19 protein-coding genes are annotated in these 24,700 nt (G+C 68.4%); 3 read left to right on the top strand and 16 right to left on the bottom strand.

Features of this window, described 5'->3' with window-relative positions; all coding sequences use genetic code 11:
* Positions 1 to 678: 678 nt before the first annotated feature.
* The 3 genes from ACZ60Q_RS15680 to thyX all read right to left on the bottom strand — a co-directional run bounded on the left by ACZ60Q_RS15680 (position 679) and on the right by thyX (position 4,285).
* Positions 679 to 2,364: a ribonuclease J gene (locus ACZ60Q_RS15680; RefSeq protein WP_469633801.1), complete on the bottom strand. Its 1,686-nt coding sequence runs from the start codon at positions 2,362 to 2,364 to the stop codon at positions 679 to 681.
* Between the two features lie 130 nt (positions 2,365 to 2,494).
* Positions 2,495 to 3,394, bottom strand: a complete 900-nt coding sequence (gene dapA / locus ACZ60Q_RS15675; RefSeq protein ID WP_469633798.1) for a 4-hydroxy-tetrahydrodipicolinate synthase — start codon at positions 3,392 to 3,394, stop codon at positions 2,495 to 2,497.
* Between the two features lie 153 nt (positions 3,395 to 3,547).
* On the bottom strand, positions 3,548 to 4,285 hold the full coding sequence (gene thyX / locus ACZ60Q_RS15670; protein ID WP_469633796.1) for an FAD-dependent thymidylate synthase: 738 nt from the start codon (positions 4,283 to 4,285) through the stop codon (positions 3,548 to 3,550).
* Between the two features lie 197 nt (positions 4,286 to 4,482).
* On the opposite strand from thyX, the gene ACZ60Q_RS15665 reads away from it, so the two are divergent.
* A complete protein-coding gene (locus ACZ60Q_RS15665; RefSeq protein ID WP_069756827.1) occupies positions 4,483 to 4,722 on the top strand; it encodes a hypothetical protein in 240 nt (79 codons plus the stop codon).
* Positions 4,723 to 4,816: 94 nt separating this feature from the next.
* A complete protein-coding gene (locus ACZ60Q_RS15660) occupies positions 4,817 to 5,368 on the top strand; it encodes a hypothetical protein (protein WP_469633793.1) in 552 nt (183 codons plus the stop codon).
* A gap of 111 nt (positions 5,369 to 5,479) precedes the next feature.
* Here the strand turns inward: ACZ60Q_RS15660 and ACZ60Q_RS15655 are convergent, their stop codons facing one another.
* The 6 genes from ACZ60Q_RS15655 to eccD form a co-directional block, all read right to left on the bottom strand.
* Positions 5,480 to 5,974: a hypothetical protein gene (locus tag ACZ60Q_RS15655; protein WP_469633790.1), complete on the bottom strand. Its 495-nt coding sequence runs from the start codon at positions 5,972 to 5,974 to the stop codon at positions 5,480 to 5,482.
* A gap of 11 nt (positions 5,975 to 5,985) precedes the next feature.
* Complete coding sequence (gene dapB / locus ACZ60Q_RS15650) at positions 5,986 to 6,738, bottom strand: 4-hydroxy-tetrahydrodipicolinate reductase (protein ID WP_469633787.1); 753 nt, start codon at positions 6,736 to 6,738, stop codon at positions 5,986 to 5,988.
* A 17-nt stretch (positions 6,739 to 6,755) separates the two neighbouring features.
* A complete protein-coding gene (locus tag ACZ60Q_RS15645; protein WP_469633784.1) occupies positions 6,756 to 8,135 on the bottom strand; it encodes a M16 family metallopeptidase in 1,380 nt (459 codons plus the stop codon).
* Entirely contained in the window at positions 8,132 to 10,348 is a 2,217-nt protein-coding gene (locus ACZ60Q_RS15640) for a polyribonucleotide nucleotidyltransferase (RefSeq protein WP_469633865.1), read from the bottom strand. Before ACZ60Q_RS15640 ends, ACZ60Q_RS15645 begins: the two co-directional genes overlap by 4 nt.
* Positions 10,349 to 10,668: 320 nt before the next feature.
* The gene (gene rpsO / locus ACZ60Q_RS15635; protein ID WP_003965855.1) at positions 10,669 to 10,959 is read right to left on the bottom strand and encodes a 30S ribosomal protein S15; all 291 of its coding nucleotides are present in this window, start codon (positions 10,957 to 10,959) and stop codon (positions 10,669 to 10,671) included.
* A 284-nt stretch (positions 10,960 to 11,243) separates the two neighbouring features.
* Positions 11,244 to 12,746, bottom strand: a complete 1,503-nt coding sequence (eccD, locus tag ACZ60Q_RS15630) for a type VII secretion integral membrane protein EccD (protein ID WP_469633862.1) — start codon at positions 12,744 to 12,746, stop codon at positions 11,244 to 11,246.
* A 457-nt stretch (positions 12,747 to 13,203) separates the two neighbouring features.
* Between eccD and eccCa the strand changes: the two genes are divergently transcribed.
* Positions 13,204 to 17,172 carry a type VII secretion protein EccCa gene (eccCa, locus tag ACZ60Q_RS15625; RefSeq protein WP_469633781.1) on the top strand — a complete coding sequence of 1,323 codons (3,969 nt, stop codon included), beginning with the start codon at positions 13,204 to 13,206 and terminating at the stop codon, positions 17,170 to 17,172.
* Between the two features lie 322 nt (positions 17,173 to 17,494).
* Here the strand turns inward: eccCa and ACZ60Q_RS15620 are convergent, their stop codons facing one another.
* The 7 genes from ACZ60Q_RS15620 to eccB form a co-directional block, all read right to left on the bottom strand.
* Positions 17,495 to 17,791: a WXG100 family type VII secretion target gene (locus ACZ60Q_RS15620; protein ID WP_469633779.1), complete on the bottom strand. Its 297-nt coding sequence runs from the start codon at positions 17,789 to 17,791 to the stop codon at positions 17,495 to 17,497.
* 36 nt (positions 17,792 to 17,827) lie between these two features.
* Positions 17,828 to 18,181, bottom strand: a complete 354-nt coding sequence (locus tag ACZ60Q_RS15615) for a WXG100 family type VII secretion target (protein ID WP_469633776.1) — start codon at positions 18,179 to 18,181, stop codon at positions 17,828 to 17,830.
* A gap of 72 nt (positions 18,182 to 18,253) precedes the next feature.
* Positions 18,254 to 19,495, bottom strand: coding sequence for a S8 family serine peptidase (locus ACZ60Q_RS15610; protein WP_469633773.1), 1,242 nt, complete (start codon positions 19,493 to 19,495; stop codon positions 18,254 to 18,256).
* A gap of 28 nt (positions 19,496 to 19,523) precedes the next feature.
* The gene (locus tag ACZ60Q_RS15605; RefSeq protein ID WP_469633770.1) at positions 19,524 to 21,191 is read right to left on the bottom strand and encodes a WXG100 family type VII secretion target; all 1,668 of its coding nucleotides are present in this window, start codon (positions 21,189 to 21,191) and stop codon (positions 19,524 to 19,526) included.
* On the bottom strand, positions 21,188 to 21,670 hold the full coding sequence (locus ACZ60Q_RS15600) for a hypothetical protein (protein WP_469633767.1): 483 nt from the start codon (positions 21,668 to 21,670) through the stop codon (positions 21,188 to 21,190). Before ACZ60Q_RS15600 ends, ACZ60Q_RS15605 begins: the two co-directional genes overlap by 4 nt.
* Before the next feature lie 172 nt (positions 21,671 to 21,842).
* Positions 21,843 to 23,099 (bottom strand): type VII secretion-associated serine protease mycosin, encoded by a 1,257-nt coding sequence (mycP, locus tag ACZ60Q_RS15595; protein WP_469633764.1) that lies wholly within the window; start codon positions 23,097 to 23,099, stop codon positions 21,843 to 21,845.
* A 14-nt stretch (positions 23,100 to 23,113) separates the two neighbouring features.
* Complete coding sequence (eccB, locus tag ACZ60Q_RS15590) at positions 23,114 to 24,640, bottom strand: type VII secretion protein EccB (protein ID WP_469633761.1); 1,527 nt, start codon at positions 24,638 to 24,640, stop codon at positions 23,114 to 23,116.
* Positions 24,641 to 24,700 lie beyond the last annotated feature (60 nt).

Raw genomic sequence — 24,700 nt, 5'->3', positions numbered from 1 at the left:
CGTCCTGAGCCAGGATCAAACTCTCCGTGAATGTTTACCCGTAATCGGGTACACACATCACGAGAGCGGAACAACCGGTCGGAATAAGACCCGTTATTCTCAGCGTCCTCGCTGTGTCATTGCCTACCGACCACCGAAGTGAGCCGACAGGACTTTCAAAGGAACCACCAACCTGCCGAAGCAGGCCGGGGTATCAACATATCTGGCGTTGACTTTTGGCACGCTGTTGAGTTCTCAAGGAACGGACGCTTCCTTCGGTCCCGTTTCACCGGGGCCCTCCGGGCGCTTCCCTTCGTTACTACTTTGTCTTGCTGTCCTGCGTTTCCGACTCTATCAGACTCTTTCGTGTCCGATTCCCGGTCGAAGCGGGTTCTGCATTTCGCTTCCAGGTCCTTCGCTTTCGCGTTTTCCCTTTCCGGCGTTTCCAACTTTACCAGACTCTTTTTCGTTCCGTTTCCGGTCCGAATTCGATTTCCGGTGGCCTGTGGAGTGGCCTTGCCTTTCGGCGGTTCCGACTTTATCAGAGATTCTGAGTCGGAATTCCCGCCCTGTTCGAGGCCCTCCAGGCGCACAAGTGCGCGTGGCGCTTCCCGTTCAGGCGGAGACGTAAACGTACTGGAGCGGGGCTCCCCGATGCAAATCGGGGAGCCCCGCTCCAGGTCAGACGGTCGTGAGGGGTCAGACCTCGACGACGACCGGAAGGATCATCGGGCGCCGGCGGTAGGTGTCGGACACCCACTTGCCGACCGTCCGGCGGACCATCTGCTGGAGCTGGTGGGGCTCCATCACGCCGTCCTGCGCCGACTTGTCCAGGGCTTCCTGGATCTTCGGCGTGACGGCCACGAGGGCGCTGTCGTCGATGCCGGAGCCCCGGGCCTGGATGTGGGGACCGCCCACGATCTTGCCGGAGGAGCTGTCGACCACGATGAACACCGAGATGATGCCCTCGTCGCCGAGGATGCGGCGGTCCTTGAGAGAGGTCTCGGTGACATCTCCGACGGAGAGGCCGTCGACGTAGACGTAACCGGCCTGGACCTTGCCGACGATCTTCGCCTTGCCGTCGATGAGGTCGACGACCACGCCGTCCTCGGCGATGACGATGTGGTCCTTCGGCACGCCGGTGAGGGCGCCCAGTTCCGCGTTGGCGCGCAGGTGGCGCCATTCGCCGTGGACCGGCATCAGGTTCTTCGGCTTGCAGATGTTGTAGAAGTACAGCAGTTCGCCGGCCGAGGCGTGGCCCGAGACATGGACCTTGGCATTGCCCTTGTGGACGACGTTGGCGCCCCAGCGGGTCAGGCCGTTGATCACGCGGTAGACCGCGTTCTCGTTGCCCGGGATCAGGGACGACGCGAGGATCACCGTGTCGCCCGGGACGATCCGGATCTGGTGGTCGCGGTTGGCCATCCGGGAGAGGGCGGCCATCGGCTCGCCCTGCGAACCCGTGCAGACCAGCACGACCTCGTCGTCCGGGAGGTCGTCGAGGGTCTTGACGTCGACGACCAGTCCGGCGGGAACCTTCAGATAGCCCAGGTCGCGGGCGATGCCCATGTTGCGGACCATCGAGCGGCCGACGAAGGCGACCCTGCGGCCGTACTCGTGGGCGGCGTCCAGGATCTGCTGGATGCGGTGCACATGGCTGGCGAAGCTCGCCACGATGATGCGCTTCTGGGCGTTCGCGAAGACGGTGCGCAGGACGTTGGAGATGTCCCGCTCCGGCGGCACGAAGCCGGGAACCTCGGCGTTCGTGGAGTCGGAGAGGAGGAGGTCGATGCCTTCCTCGCTCAGCCGGGCGAACGCGTGCAGGTCGGTGAGACGGCCGTCCAGCGGAAGCTGGTCCATCTTGAAGTCACCGGTGGCCACGGCCATGCCCGCGGGGGTGCGGATGGCGACGGCGAGAGCGTCCGGGATCGAGTGGTTGACCGCGATGAACTCGCAGTCGAAGACGCCGATGCGCTCGCGCTGGCCCTCGGTGACCTCAAGGGTGTACGGACGGATCCGGTGCTCCTGGAGCTTCGCCTCGATGAGCGCGAGGGTCAGCTTCGAGCCGATGAGGGGGATGTCCGGCTTCAGGCGCAGCAGATACGGGACACCACCGATGTGGTCCTCGTGGCCGTGCGTGAGGACGATGCCCTCGATGTCGTCCAGGCGGTCCCGGATCGTGGTGAAGTCCGGCAGGATCAGGTCGATGCCCGGCTGCTCCTCCTCGGGGAAGAGGACGCCGCAGTCGACGATGAGCAGGCGGCCGCCGTACTCGAAGACCGTCATGTTGCGGCCGATCTCGCCCAGGCCGCCGAGCGGGGTGACCCGCAGGGCGCCCTTCGGGAGCTTCGGCGGGGTACCGAGTTCAGGATGCGGATGACTCAAAAGACTCTCCTTACCACGCACGCCACGTACCGCTGAGGCACGTGGCGCGCATGTCATTCGTGCACTTGCTGTTGTCTTGGGGTGGTGCTCGATGCGAGTCGCCTCGCGTGTTCAGTTGTGAAGTCCGTGATTAGAGCTGTACCCCGCCGGCGGCGAGATCGATCTTGAGCTGGGCCGTCTCCTGGGCACTGAGCTCCACCAGCGGCAGGCGCAGTGGTCCGGCCGGAAGTCCCTGGAGGGTCAGGGCGGCCTTCGTCGTGATGACGCCCTGGGTGCGGAACATCCCGGTGAAGACCGGAAGCAGCTTCTGGTGAATCTCGGTGGCCTTCTGGACATCGCCGCTCAGGTGCGCGTCGATCAGGGCCCGCAGCTCGGGAGTGACCATGTGGCCGACCACGGAGACGAAGCCGACCGCGCCGACCGAGAGGAGCGGCAGGTTGAGCATGTCGTCGCCCGAATACCAGGCGAGTCCCGATTCGGCGATGGCCCAGCTGGCGCGGCCCAGGTCGCCCTTGGCGTCCTTGTTCGCGACGATCCGCGGGTGGTCGGCCAGCCGCACGAGGGTCTCCGTGTCGATCGGCACCCCACTGCGGCCGGGGATGTCGTACAGCATCACCGGCAGGCCGGTGGCGTCGGCAATGGCCGTGAAGTGCCGGAGCAGACCTTCCTGCGGTGGCTTGTTGTAGTACGGCGTCACGGCGAGCAGGCCGTGGGCACCAGTGCGCTCGGCCGTCCGGGCGAGCTCGACGCTGTGCCGGGTGTCGTTGGTGCCGATGCCGGCGACGACATGCGCTCGGTCGCCGACCGCTTCGAGTACCGCTCGAACGAGCTGGTCCTTCTCCGTGTCACTGGTGGTCGGGGACTCACCGGTGGTGCCGTTCACGATCAGGCCGTCATTGCCTGCGTCCACCAGGTGGGCGGCGAGCCGCTGGGCGCCGTCGAGGTCGAGAGCGCCGTCCGCCGTGAAGGGCGTGACCATAGCGGTGAGGACCCGCCCGAAGGGGGTCTGCGGAGTGGAGATCGGAGCCATGGGTAACACGCTACTCGCTGCTCAGCGCGCGGGGTCCCCTCGGGGGGGACGGGGAAGAGGATCCCGGCACTGCCTGCTCGGGGGTTCAAGCAGTGCCGGGTCCGTTTGATCAGCCTAGATGAACTTCTCGAAACGCCGCAATACGGACACCGCCTACGGGGCTACCCGTCCATTTTTGTTGAAGGCGGCATGAGTGAGCGGCATGAGCTGCTCCCAGTGGGCTTCCATCTGCTCGCCGACCATCTCGATCTCGCGCTGCGGGAAGGACGGAACCTTCGCCAGCTCGTGCTGGGTGCGCAGCCCGAGGAAGTGCATCAGGGAGCGCGCGTTGCAGGTGGCGTACATCGTGGAGAAGAGGCCGACCGGCAGGACCGCGCGGGCGACCTCGCGGGCCACGCCCGCGGCCAGCATCTCCTGGTACGCCGCGTAGGAGGCCCGGTAGGACTCCTCCATGGCGCGGGTCGTCAGGTCGTACTGCTCTTCGGTGCCCTCGACGAACTCGTACTTGCCGGGGCGGCCCTGCTGGACCAGCTTGCGGGAGGTTCCGGGGACGTAGAAGACCGGGTCCAGCTCCCTGTAGCGGCCCGACTCCTCGTTGTACGACCAGCCGACGCGGTGTCGCATGAACTCGCGGAAGACGAAGATCGGGGCGCTGATGAAGAACGTCATCGAGTTGTGCTCGAACGGGCTGCCGTGCCGGTCCCGCATGAGGTAGTTGATGAGCCCCTTGGAGCGCTCGGGGTCCTTGGTGACCTCTTCCAGCGACTGCTCACCGGCGGTGGAGACACGGGCGGCGAACAGCACGTCCGCGTCGCGAGCGTCGCTCTTCACCAGCCCGACGGTGACGTCGCTGCGGAAGTGGGGCTTTGCGGGTTCGGGAGTGTCGGTCACCGACGGGGGTCCTTCCAATGACATCGCTCGGGCGGCGACCACTTTACGGGCCGGGCGGACGGCGCATGTACGCGACGGCCTCGGGCAGCCGTTCGTGGAGTCCTTCAAACATTACGGCGATTCGGGGCACCGATCGGGTCGTTCGTACGTCTGACTCATTAGCAGTACCCGCCACTGAGATCAAGGAGAGTTTCCTCATGTTCCGCCGGCGTGAAGCCGTCCCGTTCTCGTTCGTCGCCGAGTCCGACCGATTCCGCAGTAATGTCACTCCCCCTCCCTCGACCCGCGCCACTGTTCCCGAACTTCTGGGGCGGTCCCTGGTCGGGCTTACCGTGGTCGCCGGTCTCGTGGGCTCACTGCTGCTGGGGCTCCCGGCCCTCGACTCCGAACAGTCACCCGCGCACGGCAAGCAGTCCGAAGCGTCGCAGGGCCGCTGACTCGTACGGACCCCCTGGGGTGGTCGGGCCGGTGACACTCTCGGTAGCCTCACCGGGCACAGCAATCGAGCGTGCTTGTGAGTGAGGATGAGTCGTGCCCCTGCCCTTTCTGACGGCCGACCGCGCATTCGATGCGAGCGCGGAGGACGTCGCGCTGCCGTTCGACGACCACGACAACTGGCGGCGGCCCTACCGCCCCGGCCCGTGGCGGGTCGCGGCGGCGGCCACCCTGTTGTTGCTGGCCTCGTTCGTTCTGCTCGCGGCCATGATCATCGGTGTGGCCGGAGCGCTTTCGGGCGCCACCGTGTGCCTGGCCCTGGCCGGTGCGCTGATCGCCGCCGCCCTGCGACTGCTGCGGGTCGGCGCGTGGGTCAGCCGCCACGGCGTACGGCGTGTCGCGTTCTTCCGGACCACAACGGTGGCCTGGAGCGGCACGTCCGCCGTTCGTACGGTCCAGCAGCCCGTGAAGTGGATGGGCCTTCCCCGTACGGTCCAGGGCCAGGCGCTCGTCGTGGTCCGGCAGAGCGGTGAGACGCTGCCGCCGCTGACCACCGACCACAACGCGGACTTCCTCGGGCGTGAGGAGGCGTTCGAGCGGGCCACGGACGCGGTGGAGGCCTGGGCGGACGAGTACCGACAGGTGTGAGCCGTCGCCTGTAGGTGGATGAGCCCGGGGCCCTTGCGGGTCCCGGGCTCATCTGCGTGCGGCGTGGCAGAAGTCCTCAGGCGCGGGACGGACGGGTTCGGGTCGGTGTCCTCAGCCGCCGGGCGGGCTGGAGGGTGTGGGTTCGGCGGACGGGTTCGAAGGTGCCGGCCGGTTCGCGTGCAGGGCGATCGCTCGTTGCATCGCCTTGCGGGCTCTCGGCGTGTCCCTCGCGTCCTGGTAGGCGACCGCCAGCCTGAACCAGGTGCGCCAGTCGTCCGGGGCGTCCTCGGTCTCCTCACGGCGCTTGGTGAAGACCGCGTCGGCGGAGTCCCGGTCGATGCGGCCGGACGGGGTGCGGGTCAGCTCGTCGACCGGCAGGCCGCCCTCGGCGTCCAGCTCGGCGGCCAGGGCGTTGGCACGACGGACGAACTGAGTGTTCTTCCAGAGGAACCAGACGCCGATCACCGGCAGGATCAGCACGGCGATCCCGAAGGTGATCGTGACCAGCGTGCCGTGCCGGATGAGCATCAGGCCGCGGCTGCCGACCAGCCCGAAGTAGAAGACCAGGACGGCGGCCGTGACGATGTAGGTGATCTTTGCGCGCATGGTGGGCTCAGTCAGTTCAGGTCGAGGAAGTGTTCCAGGCCGAACGTGAGGCCGGGAGTGGTCACCACACCGCGGACACCGAGCAGGATGCCCGGCATGAAGCTGCTGTGGTGGAGGGAGTCGTGGCGGATGGTGAGGGTCTCGCCCTCGCCGCCGAGGAGCACTTCCTGGTGGGCCAGGAGGCCGCGGAGCCGGATCGCGTGAACCGGGACACCGTCGACGTCCGCGCCGCGCGCGCCGTCCAGGGCGGTGGCGGTGGCGTCCGGCTGAGGTGCGCTGCCCGCCTTGGCGCGGGCGGCCGCGATGAGCTGGGCGGTGCGGGTGGCAGTGCCGGAGGGGGCGTCGACCTTGCCCGGGTGGTGCAGTTCGACGACCTCGACGGACTCGAAGTAGCGGGCGGCCTGCTCCGCGAACTTCATGGTCAGGACGGCGCCGATGGAGAAGTTCGGGGCGATCAGGACGCCCGTCCCCGGGGAGTCGTCCAGCCAGGTGGTCAGCTGCGCGAGCCGTTCGTCGGTCCAGCCCGTGGTGCCGACGACGGCGTGGATGCCGTGCCGGACGCAGAAGTCGAGGTTGCCCATCACCGACGCGGGGGTGGTGAGCTCGACGACGGCTTGGGCGCCGGTGTCCGCGAGGGTCTCCAGATCGTCGCCCCGGCCCAGGGCCGCCACCAACTCCAGGTCGTCGGCGGCCTCGATCGCCCGTACGGTCTCGGAGCCGATGCGACCCTTCGCACCGAGAACGGCTACGCGCAGCTTGCTCATCTTGGTTCCTTAGGGGATTAGGAGACCGCTTCGTCGAGGCGGTCCGCCTGCTTGTCCTTGAGCGGGCCGATGACCGAGAGCGAGGGGCGGTGGGTAAGAAGCTCGCCCGCCACCTCCCGTACGTCGTCGGGGGTGACCTCCGCGATGCGCGCGAGCATGTCGTCGACGGACATCTGCTCGCCCCAGCACAGCTCGCTCTTGCCGATGCGGTTCATGAGGGCGCCGGTGTCCTCCAGGCCGAGGACGGTGGACCCGGCGAGCTGCCCGATGGCGCGGGCGACCTCGTCGTCGTCCAGACCGTGCGTGGCCACCCGGTCCAGCTCGTCGCGACAGATCTTCAGGACGTCGTGGACCTGGCTCGGGCGGCAGCCCGCGTACACCCCGAAGAGGCCGCAGTCGGCAAAGCCCGAGGTGTACGAGTACACGCTGTAGGCCAGGCCGCGCTTCTCCCGTACCTCCTGGAAGAGGCGGGAGCTCATGCCGCCGCCGAGGGCGGTGTTGAGGACGCCGAGCGCCCAGCGCCGCTCGTCGGTGCGGGCGAGGCCGGGCATACCGAGGACCACGTGGGCCTGCTCGGTCTTGCGGTTCAGCAGCTCGACCTTGCCGGCGGTGCGCAGGGTGCGGGAGCCCTCGCGGGGCGCCATCGGGACGGCGTCGTGGCGGGAGAGTGCCCCGGCGCGTTCGAAGGCACGGCGGACCTGGGCCACGACCGTGGCGTGGTCGACGTTGCCGGCCGCTGCGACGACGAGGTGCGTGGGGTCGTAGTGCTTCTTGTAGAAGCGGGCGATCTGGCCGCGGTTCAGCGCGTTGATCGTGTCGACGGTGCCGAGGACGGGGCGGCCGAGGGGGGTGTCGCCGAGCATGGTGTGCGCGAACAGGTCGTGCACGCAGTCGCCCGGGTCGTCCTCGGTCATCGCGATCTCTTCGAGGATGACGCCGCGCTCGGCGTCGACGTCCTCGGGGGCGATCAGCGAGCCGGTCAGCATGTCGCAGACGACGTCGATGGCCAGCGGCAGGTCGGTGTCCAGGACCCGCGCGTAGTAGCAGGTGTACTCCTTCGCCGTGAAGGCGTTCATCTCTCCGCCGACCGCGTCGATCGCGGAGGAGATGTCGAGGGCGGTGCGCTTGGCGGTGCCCTTGAAGAGGAGGTGTTCGAGGTAGTGGGTCGCGCCGTTCAGGGTGGGCGTCTCGTCGCGGGAACCGACGTTGGCCCAGATGCCGAAGGTGGCGGACCGGACGGAGGGCAGGGTCTCGGTGACGATCCGCAGACCGCCGGGGAGGACGGTCCGGCGGACGGTGCCGATGCCGTCCTTGCCCTTGAGAAGCGTTTGGGTACGGGCGACGGCCCGCGCCTTGGAGGAGGCGCGGGCCGTCGCCCGGGAACTACGGGACGTCACTTGTCGGTGTCGTCCTTGTTCTCGTCAGCCTCTTCACCCTCGACGACCGGGATCAGGGAGAGCTTGCCGCGGGAGTCGATCTCGGCGATCTCGACCTGGACCTTGGCTCCGACGCCGAGCACGTCCTCGACGTTCTCCACGCGCTTGCCACCGGCGAGCTTGCGGATCTGCGAGATGTGCAGCAGACCGTCCTTGCCCGGCATGAGCGAGACAAACGCACCGAAGGTGGTGGTCTTGACGACCGTACCCAGGTAGCGCTCGCCGACCTCCGGCATGGTCGGGTTGGCGATCGCGTTGATCGTGGCGCGGGCGGCCTCGGCCTGCGAACCCTGCTGGGCACCGATGTAGATGGTGCCGTCGTCCTCGATCGTGATGTCGGCGCCGGTGTCCTCCTGGATCTGGTTGATCATCTTGCCCTTGGGGCCGATGACCTCACCGATCTTGTCCACCGGGATCTTGACGGTGATGATCCGGGGGGCGTTCGGGGACATCTCGTCCGGGACGTCGATGGCCTCGTTCATGACGTCCAGGATGTGCAGACGCGCGTCACGGGCCTGCTTCAGCGCGGCGGCCAGGACCGAGGCGGGGATGCCGTCGAGCTTGGTGTCGAGCTGGAGCGCGGTGACGAAGGTCTTCGTACCGGCGACCTTGAAGTCCATGTCACCGAACGCGTCTTCCGCACCGAGGATGTCGGTGAGGGCGACGTAGTGCGTCTTGCCGTCGATCTCCTCGGAGATGAGGCCCATGGCGATACCGGCGACGGCGGCCTTGAGGGGCACACCGGCGTTCAGCAGGGACATGGTGGAGGCGCAGACCGAGCCCATGGACGTCGAGCCGTTGGAGCCCAGCGCCTCGGAGACCTGGCGGATCGCGTACGGGAAGTCCTCGCGGGAGGGGAGGACCGGCACGATCGCGCGCTCGGCGAGGGCGCCGTGGCCGATCTCGCGGCGCTTCGGGGAGCCGACGCGGCCCGTCTCACCGACGGAGTACGGCGGGAAGTTGTAGTTGTGCATGTAGCGCTTGCGGGTCACCGGGGAGAGGGTGTCCAGCTGCTGCTCCATACGGAGCATGTTGAGGGTGGTGACGCCCAGGATCTGGGTCTCGCCACGCTCGAACAGCGCCGAGCCGTGTACGCGCGGGATGGCCTCGACCTCGGCGGCGAGCGTACGGATGTCCGTGACGCCACGGCCGTCGATGCGGACCTTGTCCTTGATGACGCGCTCGCGGATCAGCTTCTTGGTCAGCGCGCGGTACGCACCGGAGATCTCCTTCTCCCGACCCTCGAAGGCCGGGAGGAGCTTCTCGGCGGCGATCTCCTTGACGCGGTCCAGCTCGGCCTCGCGGTCCTGCTTGCCGGCGATGGTGAGCGCCTGCGTCAGCTCGGAGGTGACGGCCTTGGAGAGCGCCGCGAAGACGTCGTCCTGGTACTCCAGGAAGACCGGGAACTCGCCGACCGGCTTGGCGGCCTTGGAGGCCAGGTCCGACTGGGCCTTGCAGAGCGCCTTGATGAAGGGCTTCGCGGCGTCCAGACCGGCGGCGACGATCTCCTCGGTGGGAGCCTCGGCGCCGTCCTTGACGAGCTGGATGGTCTTCTCGGTGGCCTCGGCCTCGACCATCATGATCGCGACGTCGCCGTCCTCCAGGACGCGACCGGCGACGACCATGTCGAAGACGGCGTCCTCGAGCTCGGTGTGCGTCGGGAACGCGACCCACTGGCCCTTGATCAGGGCGACGCGGGTGGCGCCGATCGGGCCGGAGAAGGGCAGGCCCGCCAGGATGGTGGAGCAGGAGGCGGCGTTGATCGCGACCACGTCGTACAGGTGGTCGGGGTTGAGCGCCATGATCGTCTCGACGATCTGGATCTCGTTGCGCAGGCCCTTCTTGAAGGAGGGGCGCAGCGGCCGGTCGATCAGGCGGCAGGTGAGGATCGCGTCCTCGGAGGGCCGGCCCTCGCGGCGGAAGAAGGAGCCGGGGATCTTGCCGGCCGCGTACTGCCGCTCCTCGACGTCCACCGTGAGGGGGAAGAAGTCGAGGTTGTCCTTGGGCCGCTTGGAAGCGGTGGTGGCCGACAGCACCATGGTGTCGTCGTCCAGGTACGCGACGGCGGAGCCGGCGGCCTGCTTGGCCAGGCGGCCCGTCTCGAAGCGGATGGTGCGGGTGCCGAAGGTTCCGTTGTCGATAACGGCCTCGGCGTAGTGGGTCTCGTTCTCCACTAGTGATTTCTCCATACTCGTCGTCTTTCGTCCTCACGCCCGTGTGGCGGGGGACGGTGTGGGAGAGGCGCACCGTGGATGCGGGCCGGTCTTCGATCGAAGCTCCCGGGCATGTTCCCGGGGGCCACTACCGAGGACCGGCGGCGGTGTCGTCGCGCCTCTCCCTCGTTCTTGCGTTTTGCTCGCGCGTTCCCGCTGATGCGTTCTCGCTCGTGCGGGTGTCACTGCACCCAGGTTACTGAGCCTGACACCGGTCGTGCACGTACGGCAAAGGGAGCGGTCCCCTCAAACGCGGGAACCGCTCCCTTTCCACAGCGTCCTTACTTGGCGCCGCCGGCCGCGCCACGGCGGATGCCGAGGCGGTCGACGAGCGCACGGAAGCGCTGGATGTCCTTCTTGGCCAGGTACTGCAGGAGGCGGCGACGCTGGCCGACCAGGATCAGCAGACCACGACGGGAGTGGTGGTCGTGCTTGTGCGTCTTGAGGTGCTCCGTCAGGTCCGAGATCCGGCGGGAGAGCATGGCGACCTGGACCTCGGGGGATCCGGTGTCACCCTCCTTCTGGGCGAACTCGGACATGATCTGCTTCTTCGTAGCGGCGTCGAGCGGCACGCGTACTCCTCTTGATGTTCGAAGCGCCCACGAGTGCCCCTGGTCTTGATCTCAGGGGAGCTTCCGTGACTCGGAGGCGAAGGTCCGATGAGCGCAGCCCCCAGGATGATCCGAGGACGCGTATACAAACGGCCACTGGACAGAGTACCAGCCATTCGGGTCACGCCCCGCCGCTGACCAGCGGGGGCCCCACCGGGCGATCATCCGCTGCCCGCCGCTGACCAGCGGCGCCTTTGGATGATCGCTCGGGCCCCTTCGGTGATCAGTCGGCGCCCCTTCGGTGATCAGCTGGTGAGGGCGCGGATCGAGTGGTAGACGTCGAAGACCGCGAGGCAGAGCGGGAGCAGGGTCAGCAGGACGAGCGTTTCGGCGATCTCCAGGAAGCGTCCCCAGAACGGGGTCACCCCCTTGCGCGGCACGATCAGGCCGATGGCGGTGATCAGGACGGCGACGCCGGCGACCGCGGCGGCGAGCCACACCGTACGGATGTCGAGTGCCGCGCCGTCACCCCGCAGCGCGTCGCGCACCAGGGCGACCGGCGGGTTGAGGGACAGCCCCAGGCCCAGCAGGACAAGGGAGCCGAGGCCCGCGGCGAGCGTGCAGCCGACCTGGGCCGTGTAGCGGAACAGGTGGGCGCGCATCAGCATGGCGACCCCGGTGGCCAGGGCGAGCAGCTGGCCCCAGACGTTGTTCGAGAACCCCAGCACCGCGGCGGCCGCCACGGCGACCAGGGCACAGCCGCCGACCAGGCCGAGGAGCAGTTCATGGCCGCGCCGCGCCTGGGCGGCGAGGCGTACGGCGTCCACCGGGCCCGTGGGCGCGGGCTCGGAGGTCCCGTAGTCGCCGACCGTGGTGCGGGGCGGCTCGAACCCGATGGGCAGCCGGGCGAAGCGGGTGGAGAGTCCCGGCAGGAAGGCGAGGGCCCCGACGGCGAGTGGGGAGCAGACGGCGGCGGCCTCGATCGGCTTCATGTCGCTCAGGATCGCGATGAAGGTGACCAGGAGGCCGATGACGCTCGCGAAGACGAACGCGACGAACGGCCCGTCTCCGCCGGGCGCGACGATCATCAGGATGACCGCCACGACCAGGACCGCCGCGCAGGCGAGCAGGAACTGCAGCCGTCCGACGCCCTGCCCGGTACTCAGGGGCAGCAGGCCGGAGCCGGCCACCGCCGCGTTCACCAGGGCGCCGGTGCCGAGCGCGATCGACGAGGCGCGGTCGTCGTACACCCGCGCACGCACGCAGGCGAAGGCGAGCAGGAGCAGGGCGACGATGGCAGCCAGGATTCCCGGCAGGCCGTGCATGTCGTGGAGTGGGTCGGCCGTCCACAGCACGAAGCCGAGCAGGGCCAGCAGGACAGCACCGCCGAAGAGGCCGGCGCCGCGCATGAGGGCGTCTCCCCAGAGCGTGCGGTCCTTGGCCACGGCGGTGGCGACGGCGTCCGAGACGTCGTCGAAGACGGCGGGGGGCAGTGATTCGGAGAAGGGCCGCATCGACAGCAGCTCGCCGTCGAGAATGCGGTGACCGGCGAGCGTACGCGCGCTGTCCAGGACGGTGCCGTCGCGGCGCACCAGGTGGTAGCCGACCGGTGCGCCGGGGGCGGGACTCTGTCCGGACAGCCGGAGGATCTCGGGGTACAGATCGGCTACGGGGATGTCCTCGGGCAGGGCCACGTCGACACGGCTGTCGGGCGCGACGACCGTGACCCGGCAGAATCCGGTGCCGCTGCCGGACGGGGTCCCGTGACTTTGCCGACCGGATCCGGTGGCTGCCGCTTGGGCCGTCATGGTCACCTGGTGCTCCCCCTACTGCTGGCTTGTTCTGCGCTTCTACCGCTGTTCGTGCTGTCGTTCGTGCTGCTGCTGTTGTGCTGCTGTTCTGTTGTGCTGCTGTTCTGTTGCTGCTGCTTCGTTGTGTTGCCGCTGTTCTGTTCTGCTGCTGTTCTGCTGCTTCTGTACCGCCGTTGCCGCGGCTCCCGCCGACCGGCTTTTCCGCTGCCACCGCTACCCCGCTTCCGCCGGGCCGCGTCCGCTTGTGCCGGAAACGCACCGCCGGGACCACGGATCGCACCGCACGTCCCGAATGACCGCCTTCTCGGATCAGTTAGCGGATGCGTACACGCGTCGCGACACCCTACCGCCATGGGACCGCCGCTACGCCAGTAGGATCCTTCCCGCGGATGGAGCCCGTCGCCACGGGGGCGCCGATAGGAACACTTCCGTCCGGCAAGGGAATTGGTGAGCTGTGAGCCAGATCGTAGTCAAGCGCCCGCCGCGGGCCCTGCCCACCGAAGTGCCGGTCGAGCAGGTGCAGTTGCAACCTCCGCCGGAACTCCCCCGAGGCCAGCAGGAGGGGGTGCTGATGCAGCTCCTGCCGATGCTGGGTATGGGTGGTTCCGTCGTCTTCTTCTTCATGACGCCGAACCCGATCATGCGCATCATGGGCATGATCATGATCGCCTCCACGGTGGCCATGGCCATCGCGATGCTCGTGCGGTACCGGCGCGGCACACAGGGGGAGCTGGCGGACCTGCGCCGCGACTACCTGAAGTACCTGACGCAGACCCGGCGCGCGGTGCTGAAGACGGCCCGCAAGCAGCGGGACGCGCAGTTCTACCTCCACCCCTCTCCCGAGCAGTTGTGGGCGCTCGTCGCCGAGGGCAGCCGGGTGTGGGAGCGGCGTGCCGGTGACGCGGACTTCGCGCAGGTGCGCATCGGGCTGGGCAGTCAGGAGCTGGCCACGCCGCTGATCGCGCCCGAGACGGCGCCGGTGGACGAACTGGAGCCGCTGGCCGCCGGGGCGATGCAGCAGTTCCTGGCGACGCACTCCACCCTGGACGGCCTGCCCATGGCCGTCTCGTTGCGGGCGTTCTACCACCTGACGATCAGCGGCCACGCGGATTCCGCGCGCTCCGCGGCGCGGGCCATGGTCGGCGGGCTGGCCTCTCTGCACTCCCCCCAGGACCTGGTGATCGCGGTCGCGACCGGTACGGAGTCCGCGCCGCAGTGGGAGTGGGCGAAGTGGCTCCCGCACGCCCAGGCCTCCGGGCCCGTGGACGGGGCCGGGAGCCGGCGTCTGATCACCACCGACGCCCTGGCCCTGGAGGAGCTGCTGGCCGGGCGCCTGGAGGGCAGGCCCCGCTTCCAGCCGGGCGGTCAGCCGCTCATGGAGCAGCCGCACATCGTGGTGGTCCTGGACGGCGAGTCGGTGCCCCCCATGTCGGTGCTCGCCTCGGCGGAGGGCCTGCAGGGTGTGACGGTCATCGAGGTGGTGCCGGGGGAGGTCACCGGGTCCCGAGGGGGCCTCTCCATCGTGGTGCAGCCGAAGTCGTTGCAGCTGGAGTCGGGCCAGGGGCTCGTCTACGACGGGGTTCCGGACCTGCTGAGTTACGAGGCCGCCGAGGCGCTCGCCCGCCAGCTGGCCCCGCTGCACATGGCCACGGGTGGGGACGACGACGAACCCCTGCTGGCCAACCTGGAGTTCACCGATCTGCTGAACCTGGGGGACGCCGCCTCGATCGAGGTCAGCCGGACCTGGCGGCCGCGGTCGCAGGCGGAGCGGCTGCGGGTGCCGATCGGTGTGGGCGAGGACGGAGCGCCCGTCATGCTGGACCTCAAGGAGGCGGCCCAGGAGGGCATGGGTCCGCACGGCCTCTGCGTCGGCGCCACCGGTTCCGGCAAGTCCGAGCTGCTGCGTACGCTGGTGCTCGGTCTCGCCGTCACCCACACCTCGGAGACGCTCAACTTCGTTCTCGCCGACTTCAAGGGTGGCGCGACCTTCGCGGGGATGGCACAGATGCCCCACGTCGCGGCCGTGATCACCAACCTCGCGGACGACCTGACGCTGGTCGACCGTATGGGTGACTCCATCAGCGGTGAGCTCAACCGCCGGCAGGAGATGCTGCGCGACGCGGGCAACTACGCCAACATCCACGACTACGAGAAGGCGCGCGCGGCCGGTGCGCCGTTGCAGCCCATTCCCTCGCTCGTCCTGGTGATCGACGAGTTCAGCGAACTCCTCACCGCCAAACCCGACTTCATCGAAATGTTCGTCCAGATCGGCCGTATCGGCCGGTCGCTGGGCGTGCATCTGCTGCTGGCCTCGCAGCGCCTGGAGGAGGGGCGCCTGCGCGGCCTGGAGACGTATCTGTCGTACCGGGTGGGTCTGCGGACGTTCTCGGCGGCGGAGTCACGGGCCGCGATCGGTGTGCCCGACGCGTACCACCTTCCCAACGTGCCCGGTTCCGGGCTGCTCAAGTTCGGTACGGAGGAGATGGTCCGGTTCAAGGCCGCGTACGTCTCCGGGGTGTACCGCTCGGGCGCGCACCGGGCCGCCACGCCGGGTGGTCCGCTTCCGGTGGACCGCAGGCCGGTTCCGTTCACGGCCGCGCCGGTTCCGGTGCGGTACGTCCAGCCGACGGCGCAGTCCGGAGGCGTACCGGATCAGCGCTCGACGCAGGACGACGCGCTGGCGGACACGGTGCTCGATGTGATCGTGCGCCGTCTGGAAGGCCGCGGGGCCTCCGCCCACCAGGTGTGGCTGCCGCCGCTGGACAATCCGCCGTCGCTGGACGAGCTGCTGCCGGGGCTCTCCCCGGTGCAGGGCCGGGGGCTGACTCAGCCCGGCTTCGAGGGAGCCGGCCGGCTGGTCGTGCCCTTGGGCGTCATCGACAAGCCGTTCGAGCAGCGGCGTGACACTCTCTACCGGGACTTCTCCGGCGCCGCCGGCCACATGCAGATCACCGGAGGGCCGCAGTCGGGGAAGTCGACGCTGCTGCGGACACTCATCGCCGGCTTCGCGCTCACCCACACACCGGAGGAGGTCCAGTTCTACGGCCTGGACTTCGGTGGCGGCGGCATGTCCTCGATCGCGGGTCTGCCGCACGTCGGCGGCATCGCGTCCCGCCTCGACCCTGAGCGGGTACGCCGTACGGTCGCCGAGGTGTACGGCATCATGGCGCGGCGCGAGGAGTACTTCCGCAGCGCCGGGATCGACTCCATCGCCACGTTCCGCAGGCTGCGGGCGCGCGGTGACATCTCGGTGACTGACCAGCCGTGGGGTGACGTGTTCCTGGTCATCGACGGGTGGGGCAGTTTCCGGACGGACTACGAGGGGCTGGAGACGGCGGCCACGGACATCGCGGCCCGCGGGCTGGGCTACGGCATCCACCTGATCGTCACGGCGTCGCGTTCCATGGAGGTGCGGGCCAGCCTGAAGGACCACCTCATGAACCGCCTGGAGCTGCGGCTCGGTGACGTGATGGACTCCGAACTGGACCGCAAGGTGGCGGCCAACGTGCCCGCCGGGGTGCCGGGCCGCGGCCTGACCCCGGAGAAGCTGCACTTCATGGCGGCGGTGCCGCGCATCGACAGCATCAACTCCGACAGCGACCTCTCGGAGGCCACCGCGGCGATGAACCAGGAAGCCGCCCGCCACTGGACGGCCGCGCCCGCCCCGGCGGTGCGTCTGCTGCCGCGCGCGCTGCCGGCGAGCGAGCTTCCGGCCGGCTACGCGGTACCGGAGCGCGGCGTCGCCTTCGGTATCGACGAGAACAACCTGGAGCCGGTGTTCCTGAACTTCGATCAGGACCCGTTCTTCCTGGCGTTCGGCGAGAGCGAGTCCGGGAAGTCCAACCTGCTGCGGTTGCTCATCAAACAGCTGACCGAGCGGTACGACGGCGATTCCTGCAAGCTCTTCGTCATCGACAACCGGCGTTCGCTGCTCGATGTGACTCCGCGGTCGCACCTGGCGGAGTACATCCCGATGTCCAACAACATGGAACACCACATGGCGGCGCTGCATGACCTGATGAAGCGCCGCACACCGTCCGCCGACGTCACGGCGCAGGAGCTGCGCGACCAGAGCTGGTGGCAGGGCCCCACGGTGTACGTCGTCATCGACGACTTCGACCTGGTCTCCACGTCGAGCGGCAACCCGCTGTCGGCGATCACGGAGCTGCTTCCGTTCGCCCGCGACGTGGGCGTCCGCTTCATCATCGCCCGCAATACGGCGGGGGCCAGCCGGGCCTTGTACGAGCCCTTCCTCCAGCGCATGATCGAGCTGGGCGCACAGGGTGTGGTGCTGTCGGGCGACCCGAACGAGGGCGACATCCTCGGCAACGTACGACCGCGCCCGATGCCCGCGGGCCGGGGCATCTTCGTCACCCGGCGCCGGGGGAACCCGCTGGTGCAGACGGGGCTGATGGAGGGGTAGCGGCGGGCTGCCCGGGGGCGGGGCGACGCAGGGGATTGTCCCTCGTCCCTCGTCCCCGGCCCCCGCGGCGGCCCAGGGCCGTCACTGTCCTCCCTCCACTGTTCTGGCGGACGAGCTCAGGGCCGACTCGTCCGCGACGCCTCCCTCCTCCAAGAGGAGAGCACCAGACCCGCCCCCGAGCCGAGCCGTGGGCGACGGGCCCTCGACGGGGTGCTCGGCCGTCCGTCGGCTTCCTGGGAATCTCGGGACACAGCTCAGGGTGGACACCTCCCGCGCGTGTCCACCCTGATGTTCTGTGCTGTGGTGCTGTGCTTGAGCTCCGTTAGAAGTTCGCCGCCGCCCGCTTGTCACCGCTGCGGTAGATCGGCGACGCCTCGCTGACCTTGTTGGCGATCTCCTCGAGGTTGCCGCGGATGGCGTCGGCGTCCGTCCTCCACTTGTTCTGGGCGGTGGTGTAGGCCTGCTTCGCCTCGCCCTCCCACACCTCCGAAACCTTCGCGATCATGGCCTGGATCTCTTTGAGGTCCTGGTCGAGCTGCTTGGCCTGCCGCTTGATTTCACCGGCCGCGAGATCCAGGCTCGCGTAAGTGACGACCGTCGTACCGTCGTTGTTTCCCATGCGGTCCTCCGCTGCTTTCGATTTATGAGATGAAGGTCAGAAGCTGTTCAGGCTGGACGACTGTTCCTTCGAGCTGTTGTTGTGGCCCGCGACAACGTCCACGCCGCTGAGGGCCTGGCGGATCTCGTCCTCGTTGTCGCCCGAGATGGTACGGGCGGCCTTGATCGACTCCTGGAAGCGGACAAGCTGCTTGGCCAGGCTGACCATGCGGTTGTTGATCTCGGTCTGCTTCTGGTTGAAGTGGTTGGCGCCGATGCCCTTCCACTTGCCTTCGAGGTTGTCGATCGTCGCGTGGAGCTGCCGGAGCTGCCCCTTCACCGAGTCGAACTTGACGCCGAGGTCACCCTCCAGCTTCAGGAGCGCGGCATCTGAGACCTTCTGATCTGCCATGGTTCTCTTTCCCTTTCGGTTGGTTCTGCAAGGCCGGCATGGGTCGCCGACCGGTACATGCGGAACGTGCGGTCAAGCGGCCTTACGCCTGCGGACCACGGCGTAGGCCACTCCTCCGAGCACGACCACAACTGCGGCCACTCCGAGGATCAGGCCCAACTGGCTTTCGTCCCCCGAGGACTTGGTCTCTTCTGCCGCCACGGGCTTTTCGCCTTCCGCGCCGTTCGTGGCGGGCTGCGGCGAGGCTGAGGCTGCGGGCTTCTCGGACGAGTCGGCGGGGCCGGTCGTCCGCTCCTTGGTGAGCGGGCTGATGTCCGGATCGCCGGGATCGCCCTTGCCCTTGAGCACGTTCATCGAAGGGCGGATCAGACCGTGACCGAGGTACTTGCTCGTCTCGCCCTTCTTCCAGTCACGGCCAGCCGTGTCGAAGAGAACGTTGAGCACCTGGTTGGCGGTCCAGTCTGGGTGGAGGGACCAGACAAGGGCAGCGGAAGCGGAGGCGATGGCGGTGGCGGCGCTGGTGCCGCCGTCGCCGTCGCAGTAGCTCTTGAAGGAGTTGTCGCACCACACTGGAACGTCGCTCCCGGGAGACGCGACATCCACCGTGCCCGCGTGTTGCGAATAGAACGAGACCTTCCCGTCGCGGTCTGCTGAAGCAACACCCACTACCTCAGGATATGCGGCTGGATACCCCCGCTTGTTCTGCTTATGCCCCTCGTTCCCTACGGCCGCGAAGAGCAGTTTTCCTTTTCCTTCGGCGTACTTGATCGCTTCACGTTGCTGAGGCGAGGAATAGAAACTACCGAAGGACATGCTGATGATCCGTGCATCGCTGTCGGCCGCAGCGCGGATGGCGTTCGCGGTGTCCTGGGTCGTGATGGAAGGCTTCTCTTCCTCAAACTCACCCAGGGCGATACGCAGAGGAATGATCTTGGCTCTCGGGGCGAGCCCCTTGAGACCGCCTCCTTTGCCCGTCCCCGCGATCATCTCAGCCATCGTTGTACCGTGACCGCTGTAGTCGTCGGTTTCGTCGCCTGGTGCCCCGGTCGTGTCGACCCCCTTGAGAACTTGTCCCTGCAGCGACGGCATGGCCGAGTTCACACCTGAGTCGATGACAGCGACTTTGACGCCTTCACCAGTCGCGACCTTCCACATGTCCTCAGCCTGCATCGCGCTGAGGTACCACTGCTTCGACTGTGTGTCAGCTGCGGCAGGCTGCGCTGCGCCGACAAACAACACACTCCACGAAGCGGCCACAGCCAGCCCGCCGAGCACACGTACACGCCTCTGAGCTCGGCCCATTCCTGCTGCCATCCCGACTTCCGAACCTTCCCTGGGGGTGCTACTCGGCCACCGGCGGCACAGCTCCGCGCCGTCCGGCATTCCATGTCTCTTCGTCTTCCGTCAGGTAGTCGGGACGGGTCGACCCGTTGACGTCATCCTCCCGGCCTTTGTTTCGGCGACCTGCGGGACCCCGAACGAGGCCTGCGCCGCCGGCTGTGAAGGCCTTGGCATTGGAGCCAGTTCCCGCAGCCTTACGGGGTGCGCCGACGACTCCGTTGGCACCGGAAGCCGGAGTGGCTCGCCCACCGGAACGAGAAGTAGCAGCAGCTGCCCCATGCCCTCCGATCACTCCCCGCTGACCGGAACCTCCAGCAGCGGCTCTGCCCTGAGAAGCCTGCTGCGGGGTCCCACCGACAATGCCGTTGCTGCCTCCGGCACGAGGCCCACCGACTGCGGACGTGCCGCCCGGGCCCGCGACGGGCCGCCCGCCCGTCACACCGGAATGACCTGCAGTCGGCGACTGCGGGCCGGCCGGCGGACGACCGGAGAACGATCCTCCGCCCCCCATCGGACCGGGACGACCGACCGGGGGGCCGCCCTGCCCCTTGGTAACGGGACTCGCCCCGGGGGGCTGAGGCTTCCCCACTCCCTGGCCGGTCTGACTGGCCATTCGCGGCATGCCCGAAGGTCCCGTCGAACGCTGCGTGCCGCCCTGCACAGAGGTCGTGAGGTTGGGCGGCATGAGCGTCGGCGGGGCTCCGGACGGCCCGGTGGTGGACGTGAGCGACGGTTGCGGTGCCGGGCCGGTGATCGTCGTCGGAGCCTGCGGTGGCGCGACGGCGTTGATCTCCATGCCGATGGTCCTGTCCGGCAGGGACGCCGACCCGAGAACCTCGCTGTGTGGCCGGTTGGTTGCGGCTACCGCAGCAGAGTGCCCTGAGGTCGAGCGTCCTGCAGCGTCTGGCACTGCATTGCTACCGAGACTCTCGGAGCGCTCGCCGGAGGTACCGGATGACGGAGGGAACAAGCCGTGGTCCGTCGGCGGCGGCATACCAATGCCCAGCTGCTTCTCGAACCGCGGCGGCTCCTGCCCCGCCAGCACCTCCTCGGAGACCGAGTAGTACGAAGCCAACCGGTTGACCTGGTTGATCGCTTCCTGGCGGTTCTTCTCCACCTCAAGGGCAGCCGCGTACTGCGGGTTCGTCTCGGTCCGGGCTGGGAAGAGGACGTCGTCCACGTCCGTCTGGATCATCCGGCGGTCACGCGGGGGCATGGCGCTCTTCACCGATGCCAGGCCGGTGCCCGCGACCGTGATCTGGGTGCCGGCCGCGTCCGCGAAGTCGCCCAGCTTCTCGGCGTGGGCGACCAGGCCCGTGCCGAAGGCTCGGAAAGCCGTGCCGGACTCGCCCTCCCAGTCGACCCCTTTGAGGTGGTCCTTCAGCTCCTTCGCCGCGCGCCGGACGGCGTCCCTGGCCTTCCAGAGGGCCTCACCCGCGCTCTCCAGGTGTTCCGGGTTGGAGTTCTCCACCATGTCGATGAGGGCGTTGAGCTCGTGCCCCTCGAAGGAGGTACGGCCTCCGGTGCGGGGGTTGCCGAAGCCGAAGGACTCCAGGGCCCGGCCGGCCATCTCCGTCATGTCCGTGACGACGATCTGGGTCTGGACGCGCCCCTCGTCCTGCTTCAGCTGCTCGGCGGGGGTCGGGTTCGGCTGCTTCTCGTCGCTCATTCCGCTGCCCACCCGGCGTCCGACTGCTGCTCGTTGTTGGTCTGCTCAGGCTTGGTCTGCTCGGACTTGGCGTGCTTCTCGCGTTCCTCGTCCATGCGGGTCTGGATCTCGTAGAACCGCCGCCTGATGTCGTCCTCGACGTTGTCGAAGCCGACGGCCGCCGCGTGCACGCCCAAACTCAGGTACTCGATCTGGTCGCCGAGGGACCTGGAGAGCGAGACGAGGGAGGTGTGGACCCTGTTGTACTGGGTATAGAGGCCGTCCGCCTCGGCGAAGCGCGCGTTCGGGCCGCTCAGTGAGGCCCGCGAGACCTTCTGGTCGGCGACCTTCGTCTTGCTGGCCGCCGAGCCCTCGAAGTCCGCCAACAGGGCGTCGACACGACCCTTGAACTTCTCCAGCGCCCCCACTCCGCGCCTGAGGTCACCCGTACCGCCACCGCCACCTGGACCGGTCACAATGCCGTCCTCCCCGTTCCGCATCCCCGTTTGCTCGGATCGTCCCGCGTTGCTATCGCACTGACGCGGTCCGGTCCGATCTCATCCCAGCAACTCTAGTCACTGTGTACGACAGCGCCAATCGACTTGCGAGTCACGTGACTTGTCTCATGGACGGCTCTTCACTGTTCCTCACCGCTCTTCACCGTTCCCGTCGTTATGCCGCGCCCGCCAGGCGCCCCGCGCGTCTGCGCTTGTCCCGTACCGCCACAGCCGTGCCCGCGATGGCCGCCACCAGGACGCCGCCGCCGACCATGACGTACGTCGCCAGGCGCGCGTTCCGCTCGTCGGCCGTTTCGCCCAGGTGGAGTTCGGCGGGGGTGGGGGCTTTGCCCTTGCTCATCCCTTCGCCGGCGATCGGGCGGTCGATCGGTTTGTCGTCCTCGGTGAGGGCGCGGACCGGGTCCACCACCCCCCAGCCGACCAGGCGGTCGTGACCCGCCACCGATCGTTCCGCCGTCTGCTGCATCTGCGCGACGATCTGCTTCCGCGTCCAGTCGGGGTGCTTCGCCTTGATCAGGGCGGCGACGCCGGCGACGTACGGGGCGGAGAAACTGGTTCCGTTGTCCGCGCAGTGTCCGCCGCCCGGGACCGTGGAGACCATGTCCACCCCGGGGGCGGCGATGCCTACGAAGTCGCCGGACTGGGAGAAGGCCGCCCGTTCGTTGTTCCGGTCCGAGGAGGCGACGGCGAGGACGCCCTTGAAGGACGCCGGGTAGGTCTCCTTGACGTTGCCGCCGAGCCCGTCGTTGCCGGCCGAGGCGACGACGACGATGTCCTGGGCGAGGGCGTTGTCCACGGCCTGCCGCAGGGCCGCGGAAGGCTTCACGGCGTCGGCGGTGTCCTGGGAGATGTTGATGACGTCGGCGTCGGCCGTCTCGACGGCGTAGCGGATCGCCTGGGCGAGGGTCTCGGTCGTTCCGTTACCCTCGGCGTCGTTCTGCTGGAGCGGGATGATCGTCGCGTCGGGGGCCAGGCCGCTGAAGCCCGTGCCCTTCATCTCGCGCGCGGCGATGATGCCGGCGACTTTGGTGCCGTGGCCCACGGTGTCCGTGGTGCCGTTCTCCTTGCCGCGTTCGATCTTCGTTCCGTCGTCGGCTTTGAGGTTCTTCGGCAGGAAGTTGCGGCCCGCACCGGTGTCCACCGCGGGCTTGAGCTGTTTGTTCCTGACGTCGACGCCGGTGTCGATGACCGCTACGCGTACGCCCTTGCCGGTGGACTGCTTCCACACTTCGTCCAGCAGGACGCGTTGCAACGCCCAGGGCCGGCCCGGGTAGCTCTTCGAGGGGAACGTGCACTGGGCCGAGTCGGCCGCGGCCGCCGGGAGCGCCGGGAGGGTCACGGCGAGGACGGCGGCTGCCGCCGTGGCGGTGAGCAGGCGGCGGGCCGGGCCGTGGTGGTCGTGGGTCGCCATGTCCGTGCCCCCGCTCACGAACCCTGCGGCTGACTGGCCGCGCCGGTGGAGAGCCGGGGGCCGGTCGGCAGGAGGGCGGACCAGACCGCCGGTACGGGGTTGGGGTCGACGCCCTTGTAGCCGAGCCGGTTCTGCGCCTGCTGGGCCTCCTCCTGCTGGGACTCCCGCTCCCTCTTCGCGCCGGATTCGCCGATGCCTGAGTCGTCCTGGCCGCTGTCGCTGTTGGACTGCATCGCGTAGCGCAGGCCGGTGTCGGTGACCAGGAACTGGGAGCCGGCGCTGGTCGTGGAGCCCTTGAACTGGCGGAAGAACTCGCCCGATCCCGGCGTGACGTAGGCGCTGCTGGAACCGGTGGGGAGCGTGGCGGGGAAGCTCGTGCCCACCCATGTGCTCAGCGTGGTGGCGCCGCTGTCCGCGTCGACGCCTCGCAGTACGTTGCACACGGTGTTTCGGCTGCCCTTCGTGACGTCCGGGGAGTTGACGGGCTCGGGCTTGCTGACCGGCCAGTCCCTCTTCTGGTTGAAGGGGGCACCCGGTTCGAGTTCGGCGGCGCTGACCGGCTTGGCGTTGCCCGCCTGCTTGAGGTCCACCAACTGCCGGCTGCTGAGGAGCAGCTTGGCGGTGAAGTCCGAGACGGGTGCGACCCTGCCCGGCAGGACGACGTAACTCTGGGTCTTGGTTCCCGCCGTCGCGGCCAGGACCATGCCGACCCTGTTCGTCGAAGCGTCCAGGGTGCCGGGGGCGGCCGCGGGGGCTCCGGGGGTGCCGTCCACAGCCGGGAAGGTGATGGGAGCCCCGGTGTGGAGCGTGGCCAGCCAGGCGGCCGAGACCCGTTGGGGCTTGGCGTCCTGGCCGACCAGGGTGCGCAGGAGCAGCTCGTCCTTCTGGACGGGGTAGGCCTTGCCCGTGGCGTCCACGATGTGGCGGGTCCGGTCCGGTCCCTCGATGTACATCAGGTCACCGCCCCGCAGGGCGTTCTTGCCCTCGGTCTTCTTCTCCTCGCGCTCGGCGAAGATGAAGGTCGCCTTCTGGATGGCCCTGCCGCCCTCGCCGGGCCGTTCGCAGACCGCCCAGCGCTTGGCCGCGCCCGCTTCCTTGGGGTCGGGCAGCCGGTCGGGGGCGTACGGGATGCCGAGCGTCGCACCGTGCGGGATCTTGCCGCTGTCCAGGACCGACTCGTTGACGTTGACGACGGTGCCCTTGTCAGGGGCGAGCAGGAGCTTGGCCGAGGCCATGTTCAGGACGGGGTGCAACTGCTTCTTGCCATCGGTCTCCAGCACCACGTACCGGGTGGTGGATTTGCTGGCGATGATGACGTGTTCCTTGGGGGCGTCCCACTTCTGGGGGGCCACCGGCTTGAACATGCCCCAGGCGCCGAAGACGGCGAGAACCACGACGGCGATGATGACCCCGGGCAGTACCGCGCGCAGCGGTTTGGGGGCGCCTTCCTCGGAACCTGTGGGGTTGGGTTGCAGGAACTGTGCGATCAACCTCCGCTTCGCAAAGGTATAGGCGTTGAGCTCATCCCGCCGTGATGCCATGTGTCCGCTGACCCTTCTCCCCAGTGATCGAAACAGGGTCCCACACGCACCGTCGGCCCC

Source organism: Streptomyces sp. NPDC104313 (assembly GCF_055583985.1).
Note: the sequence above shows the minus strand (reverse complement) of the source record. Positions and strands in the feature narration are given on the sequence as shown.

Excerpts from the sequence above, each read along its gene's own strand:
- dapA (WP_469633798.1), bottom strand. The coding sequence starts at position 3,394 with ATGGCTCCGATCTCCACTCCGCAGACCCCCTTCGGGCGGGTCCTCACC.
- ACZ60Q_RS15665 (WP_069756827.1), top strand. The coding sequence starts at position 4,483 with ATGTTCCGCCGGCGTGAAGCCGTCCCGTTCTCGTTCGTCGCCGAGTCC.
- ACZ60Q_RS15655 (WP_469633790.1), bottom strand. The coding sequence starts at position 5,974 with ATGCGCGCAAAGATCACCTACATCGTCACGGCCGCCGTCCTGGTCTTC.
- dapB (WP_469633787.1), bottom strand. The coding sequence starts at position 6,738 with ATGAGCAAGCTGCGCGTAGCCGTTCTCGGTGCGAAGGGTCGCATCGGC.
- eccD (WP_469633862.1), bottom strand. The coding sequence starts at position 12,746 with ATGACGGCCCAAGCGGCAGCCACCGGATCCGGTCGGCAAAGTCACGGG.
- ACZ60Q_RS15620 (WP_469633779.1), bottom strand. The coding sequence starts at position 17,791 with ATGGGAAACAACGACGGTACGACGGTCGTCACTTACGCGAGCCTGGAT.
- ACZ60Q_RS15615 (WP_469633776.1), bottom strand. The coding sequence starts at position 18,181 with ATGGCAGATCAGAAGGTCTCAGATGCCGCGCTCCTGAAGCTGGAGGGT.
- ACZ60Q_RS15610 (WP_469633773.1), bottom strand. The coding sequence starts at position 19,495 with ATGGCAGCAGGAATGGGCCGAGCTCAGAGGCGTGTACGTGTGCTCGGC.
- ACZ60Q_RS15605 (WP_469633770.1), bottom strand. The coding sequence starts at position 21,191 with ATGAGCGACGAGAAGCAGCCGAACCCGACCCCCGCCGAGCAGCTGAAG.
- ACZ60Q_RS15600 (WP_469633767.1), bottom strand. The coding sequence starts at position 21,670 with ATGCGGAACGGGGAGGACGGCATTGTGACCGGTCCAGGTGGCGGTGGC.
- mycP (WP_469633764.1), bottom strand. The coding sequence starts at position 23,099 with ATGGCGACCCACGACCACCACGGCCCGGCCCGCCGCCTGCTCACCGCC.
- eccB (WP_469633761.1), bottom strand. The coding sequence starts at position 24,640 with ATGGCATCACGGCGGGATGAGCTCAACGCCTATACCTTTGCGAAGCGG.